Below are 5,818 nucleotides of genomic sequence, written 5' to 3'. Positions count from 1 at the left end.
GGAGCCTGCCCCCGGCTTTGACCGGGGGAAGACGAAGAATGGGGGGATTGCCAGTTAGATTCATTCATTTGATACGGCCTCAACTCCTGATTCGCATGATTCGTGATTAGCGATTCGTGATTCGTGATGGGGGAAATGCGTGCTCAGGCAACCCCTTTCCGCAAGGCACGTTTCACCGGCATGTACGAAATCCGACAGATCCTCCACCATGCCGGCCGTCTCCGCGCCGAAGGCCAGGGGTTTGCCCTGGCCACCGTCGTGCGCATCGGCGGATCCACCTATCGCCGACCAGGGGCGCGGCTGCTCATCGACCCGAAGGGCGCCACCTGGGGGACCATCAGCGGCGGTTGCCTGGAGGGCGAGGTGGCGGAACGTGCGCTGGAACAGATGAAGTCCGGCCTCGCGGAAGTCCACCCTTTCACCCTCGGCGAGGACGACATCGTACTTGGCTTTGGCACCGGATGCAACGGCATCGTGCACGTCCTCATCGAGCCCTTCGCCCCCGGGGGCCCGGTTCCGCCGCTCGACGCCATCGCCGCAAGCGCGGCCTCTCGCCGTTCTAACGTTCTTGCGACCGTGCTCACCGGCTCGGGCGCATGGCGCGACGCCGTAGCCGGGCATGTGGCCGTCCAGGATCTGGGTCTCGAGTCTATCCCGTCGGGCGACCTCCCGGAGGGTTTACACGAACGGATCGTGCGCGACGCCCGGGCGATCCTGGAGGACAAGCGCCACGCGGCCAGCCGGCCGGCCTGGCAGAACCGGACCTACGAAACCATGAGCGCCACGGCCGAGGTGCTCTTCGAGGCCCTTCAACCGCCCATCCGCCTGTTGCTGTTTGGCGAAGGGCACGACATCGCGCCGGTCGTCCGTATGGCGCAATCGCTCGGCTGGGAGGTGTGGATTGTCGGCCGAAAACCCGAGGAGGAGCTTGCCCGCCGCTTCCCCGGGGCTGATCGCTGTATCTTCCTGATGCATCCCGAGGAGGTTGCCACCCGCATCGCCACCGACGGCCGCACGGCGGCGTTCCTAATGAACCACAGCTACCTGCGAGACCGCGCCTTACTCGCCGGCCTCCTCCCCACCCAGACGCCCTACCTCGGCCTCCTCGGTCCCCGCAGCCGCACCGCCCGTATGCTCGAGGAACTCGCCGAAACCGCCCCATTGCCAGCCGACGCCGACACCCGCATCTTCGGCCCTATCGGACTCGACATCGGCACCGAAACCCCGGAAGAAATCGCCCTCGCCGCCCTCGCCGAGGCCCAGGCCATCCTCCACGGCCGCGGCGGTGGGTTGCTCAGGAAACGCACAGGGCCGATTCATTCGTGAGTGTGAGGGGTAGGAGTGTGGGGGTGTGGGGGTGCTCAACATCCACTTTTCCTTTTCCCTTTTTCCTTTTGCCCTGCTTCCATTGTATCCACATCCCACACCGCCCCTTCATCTTCCGTGGGCATTTCGATGACCCGGTGGGCGTGGCGTTTGACGATCCCGCGGCAGCCTTCAGGCTCGTCGTGTGCTAGAATCTCTTCGCGATAAACAACAGAGAACACCACCGGATGGCCACGCCGACCCTGGTAGACGGGGATGACGATGGCGCCTGGTCGCAGCGCCTCGGCGGCGCGAAACGCCGCGAGCACGCCGGCGGGCGTCGAGGGCGAAAGCCGCGGCATGTCGGATAGGGCAATGAGGTACCCGGCCGACGCCGGCGAGACGGCGCGGACGCCGGCCTGGATCGACGATGTCATGCCCTGCGGATAGCCCGGATTTTCCACGAAGCGTACGTCGAACCCGTTCAGCGCCTCCCGCACGCGGCCGGCCTCGTGCCCCAGCACGACGATCCGTTCGTCGACATCCGCTTCCATCAGCCGGTTGGCGGCGTGGACCACCATCGGCGCACCGTCCACTTCGAGCAGCAACTTGTTGATCTCTCCCATGCGCCGCGAAAGGCCCGCGGCAAGCAGGATTCCAGACAAAAACAGCCTGTTTCCCGTGGCTTTTTCCTTCATTTGCGATTCAAACGGTGTGGATCTAACTTCTGCCCGACCCGCCGGCCAGGCCGCGACAAGCTACTCTTTCCGGCGCCTCCAGGCCAATCCAATCCGTGAGGAATACACCGTATGGCAACCCAGAAGATCTCCTTCACCGAGCAAGTCGATGCCAACCTGAACCGTGCGGCGGCGCTGACTGACTACCCACCCGGACTCATCGAACAGATCCGCATCTGCAATAGTGTCTATTCCATCCAGTTTCCGCTGAAGCGAGACGATGGCACCATCGAGGTCATCAAGGCCTGGCGCGCCGAACACAGCCACCACCGGATGCCAGTAAAAGGCGGCATCCGCTACAACGAACACGCCGACCAGGACGAGGTGGTCGCCCTGGCTTCGCTGATGACCTACAAGTGCGCCATCGTCGACGTCCCGTTCGGTGGGGCCAAGGGAGCGGTGAAGATCAACCCGCGTAACTACTCCGAGGCCGAGCTCGAGCGGATCACGCGGCGCTATACGTACGAGCTGATCGCCAAAAAATTTATCGGCCCGGGGATCGACGTGCCGGCGCCCGACTACGGCACTGGCGCGCGCGAGATGGCGTGGATCGTCGACACCTACAATTCGATGACCACGTCCGAACTCGACGCTCTCGGCTGTGTTACCGGCAAGCCTATCGCCCAGGGCGGTATTCGCGGCCGCGTGGAGGCTACCGGGCGCGGGGTGTGTTTTGGCGTCCGCGAGGCGTGTAATTTCGAGGAAGACATGAAGGCCCGCGGGCTGACGACCGGCATTGCCGGCAAAACCGTCGTCGTCCAGGGCTTCGGAAACGTAGGCTACCACTCCGCCAAATTCCTCCAGGAGGAAGGCGGCGTCGTCATCGCGATCGCCGAGTACGACGGGGCGATCTACAACCCGAAAGGCCTGGACATCGACGCGGTGGACCGACACCGCAAGGAGCACAAAACGATCGTCTCCTTCCCCGGCGCTACCCTGATTCCGAATACGCTGGATGCCCTCGAACTGGCGTGTGACATCCTCGTGCCGGCCGCCCTGGAGACCCAGATCACCATGGAAAACGCCGGCCGGATCAAGGCAAAGATCATCGCCGAGGCCGCCAACGGCCCCGTCACGGCCGACGCCGCCGAGGCATTGACGCAACGCGGCGTCCTGATCATCCCGGACATGTACCTCAACGCCGGCGGGGTGACGGTGTCGTATTTCGAGTGGCTGAAAAACCTCTCACACGTCCGCTTCGGACGCATGGAGAAACGATTCGAGGAGCGCAGCAACCTGAAAATCCTTCGGACGCTCGAAAAAATGACCGGCCAGTCGATCGATGCCAAATTGATACGCGAAATCGCCCAGGGTCCTGACGAGGTCGACCTCGTCAATTCCGGCCTTGAGGATACCATGGTCGAGGCCTACCGACAGATCCGGGTGATCCAGGAGAAACACGGAATGAAGATCGATCTCCGCTGCGCGGCCTTCCTGTCCGCGCTTGAGAAGATCGCATACGCCTACGAGTTGCGCGGGATTTTCCCGTAACCTCAGTCCCTCCCCACCTCTCCACGGAGCCGTTTATTGAGCAACACCCCCCACACCCGGTTGTAGGGATGGACTTCCCGTACGGCCTTTCCGTCGCGCTCGACCGGTTGTCCTTCGTTCGCCCACATAAACACCGACCCCTCCAGATTGGCGACCGACGTGGCGCCGGCCTGGAGGAGCGCCTGCGCCTTGGCCGAGGACCGATAGCCGACCGAGCAGTACAGCACGATCGGCCGGCCCGCCGCCGCGGCCAGCAGATCGTCGACATCGGCGGAATCCGGGGCCGAGTGGATGGCGCCGGCGATGTGGCTGAGGTCATACTCGGAGCGCTCGCGCACGTCCACCAGCAGCGGCGGCTGCCTGTTCGGGTCCTGCAGCCAATGCGCCAGGGAGTCGACCGAGATCTGCTCGACCTCCGGGTAGCGGTTGCGTACGTCGCGCAGGACGGTGGACCACACAAGGGTCTGGGCAGAGGCCATGTCGAGCGGGAGGAGGATAAGAAGGAGGAGGATGTATCTGGTCATTTCGTGCCGGCGATTCCCTCAGGAACGCCGGATGGACGGGTCCGTTCAAAGGCCACCTACTTTTAACGATCCACTCTGACAGGCATTGGGCCAGCATCACCCCATGGAAACCCCGCCCCACCCATCCAAAGGACGTGTCCTGGTCGCCATGAGCGGCGGGGTCGACTCATCCGTGGCGGCCGTGTTGCTTCGCGAGCAGGGGTACGAGGTGATCGGAATCACGATGAAGACGTGGGACTACACCTCGAGCGGCGGGCGCGGCGGCAAGGAGGTCGGGTGCTGCTCGCTGGATTCGATGAACGACGCCCGGGGCGTGGCGATGGCGTTCGGGTTCACCCATTTTATCGTTGACATCCGCGAGGAGTTTGGGGACTGGGTGATCGAGCGATTCACGGGCGAGTACCTCGCCGGCCGCACCCCCAATCCGTGCGTCCTGTGCAACACCCACATCAAGTGGGCGGCCCTGCTCCGCCGCGCGGACGACCTGGGGTGTGCTTTCATCGCCACCGGCCACTACGCCCGAGTGCGGCACGACGAGGCCCTCGGCCGGCACGTGCTAATGCGCGGGCTGGATGCCAACAAGGACCAGAGTTACGCCCTCTGGGGCCTCCCCCAGGAACACCTCCAGCGCTCCATTTTTCCGCTCGGGGCCTACACGAAGCCGCAGATCCGCCAGATGGCGCACGACTACGGCCTGCTCCGCGTCGCGGACAAGCCGGACTCCTACGAGATCTGCTTCGTGCCCGACAACGACTACCGGCGTTTCCTCAAGGAACGCGTCCCGGGCCTTGAGGCCGAGGTAGAGGGCGGATCGTTTGTACTCAGCGACGGCACCGCCGTCGGCCGGCACGAGGGGTTTCCGTTTTACACAATCGGCCAGCGCCACGGCCTCGGGCTGGCGCTTGGGTATCCGGCCTATGTCACCCGGATCGACGCCCCCAGCAACACTATCACCGTCGGCCCCCGCAAGGAGTTATTGCAGCAAACCCTCGTCGCCCGCAAGCTAAACCTGACCAAGTACCCCGACCTGCGTGAGGAGAGACCCGCCATCGCCAAGATCCGCTACAAGGACGAAGGCGCCCCCTGCATCGTCTGGCAGAGCGACGACGACACCCTGCACGTCGCCTTCGCCGAACCCCGCCATGCCATCACCCCTGGCCAATCGCTTGTCTTGTATGAAGGGGATGATGTGCTGGGAGGAGGGTGGATACACGCTGTTGGCGAAGTGCAAAGTGAAAAGTAAAAAGTGCAAAGTAAAAAGTGCAAAGTGAGTGGCTGTGACCGTGAGTTGATCAATAACCAATAGAGCGTGACCATGAACCTCAGACTCCCCCATTTTTCACTTTCCACTTTTCACTTTGCACTTCTCGGAATTTTCCTCCTCGCCGCGCCGGCGTGTAAAACGTCCTCCGCCCCCGAGGCCGGAGGGAGTGTGCAGACGACGATGCCGTTTAAGGGCACGATCGTCTACCTCGACCTTGAGGGCGGCTTCTACGGCATCGAATCCGAAGACGGCGAGCGGTACTTTCCGATCAATCTTGCCGTCACGTTCCGAGAAGACGGCCTGCGCGTCGCATTCGACATGCGGCTCCGCACCGACGTCATGACGACGGTCATGTGGGGCACGCCGGTCGAGATTATTGAGATGGCGAGGAGGTAGAGGTTGCAGGTTGGCAAGTTGCAGGTTGGCAAGTTGCAGGTTGGCAAGTTGCAGGTTGGCAAGTTGCAGGTTGGCAAGTTGCAGGTTGGCAAGTTGCAGGT

6 protein-coding genes are annotated in these 5,818 nt (G+C 63.2%); 3 read left to right on the top strand and 3 right to left on the bottom strand.

The window, feature by feature from the left end; translation table 11 throughout:
* Window positions 1–180 precede the first annotated feature (180 nt).
* The gene (locus SH809_15790; GenBank protein ID MDZ4701172.1) at window positions 181–1,326 is read left to right on the top strand and encodes an XdhC family protein; all 1,146 of its coding nucleotides are present in this window, start codon (window positions 181–183) and stop codon (window positions 1,324–1,326) included.
* 35 nt (window positions 1,327–1,361) lie between these two features.
* Here SH809_15790 and SH809_15785 read toward each other — a convergent pair whose 3' ends face one another.
* A complete protein-coding gene (locus SH809_15785; protein ID MDZ4701171.1) occupies window positions 1,362–1,970 on the bottom strand; it encodes a nucleotidyltransferase family protein in 609 nt (202 codons plus the stop codon).
* Window positions 1,971–2,114: 144 nt separating this feature from the next.
* Here SH809_15785 and SH809_15780 point away from each other — a divergent pair, with 144 nt between their 5' ends.
* Window positions 2,115–3,533: a Glu/Leu/Phe/Val dehydrogenase gene (locus tag SH809_15780; GenBank protein ID MDZ4701170.1), complete on the top strand. Its 1,419-nt coding sequence runs from the start codon at window positions 2,115–2,117 to the stop codon at window positions 3,531–3,533.
* Between the two features lie 2 nt (window positions 3,534–3,535).
* Here the strand turns inward: SH809_15780 and SH809_15775 are convergent, their stop codons facing one another.
* A complete protein-coding gene (locus tag SH809_15775; protein ID MDZ4701169.1) occupies window positions 3,536–4,057 on the bottom strand; it encodes a rhodanese-like domain-containing protein in 522 nt (173 codons plus the stop codon).
* Window positions 4,058–4,160: 103 nt separating this feature from the next.
* Between SH809_15775 and mnmA the strand changes: the two genes are divergently transcribed.
* Entirely contained in the window at window positions 4,161–5,300 is a 1,140-nt protein-coding gene (mnmA, locus tag SH809_15770; protein ID MDZ4701168.1) for a tRNA 2-thiouridine(34) synthase MnmA, read from the top strand.
* Window positions 5,301–5,396: 96 nt separating this feature from the next.
* Here the strand turns inward: mnmA and SH809_15765 are convergent.
* Window positions 5,397–5,818: hypothetical protein (locus SH809_15765; protein MDZ4701167.1), on the bottom strand; the 422-nt coding region annotated here is incomplete at its 5' end.

It is taken from the genome of Rhodothermales bacterium (assembly GCA_034439735.1).
Lineage (GTDB): Bacteria > Bacteroidota > Rhodothermia > Rhodothermales > JAHQVL01 > JAWKNW01.
The sequence above is the reverse complement of the archived record's forward strand: the minus strand, read 5'-3'. Positions and strand labels throughout refer to the sequence as shown.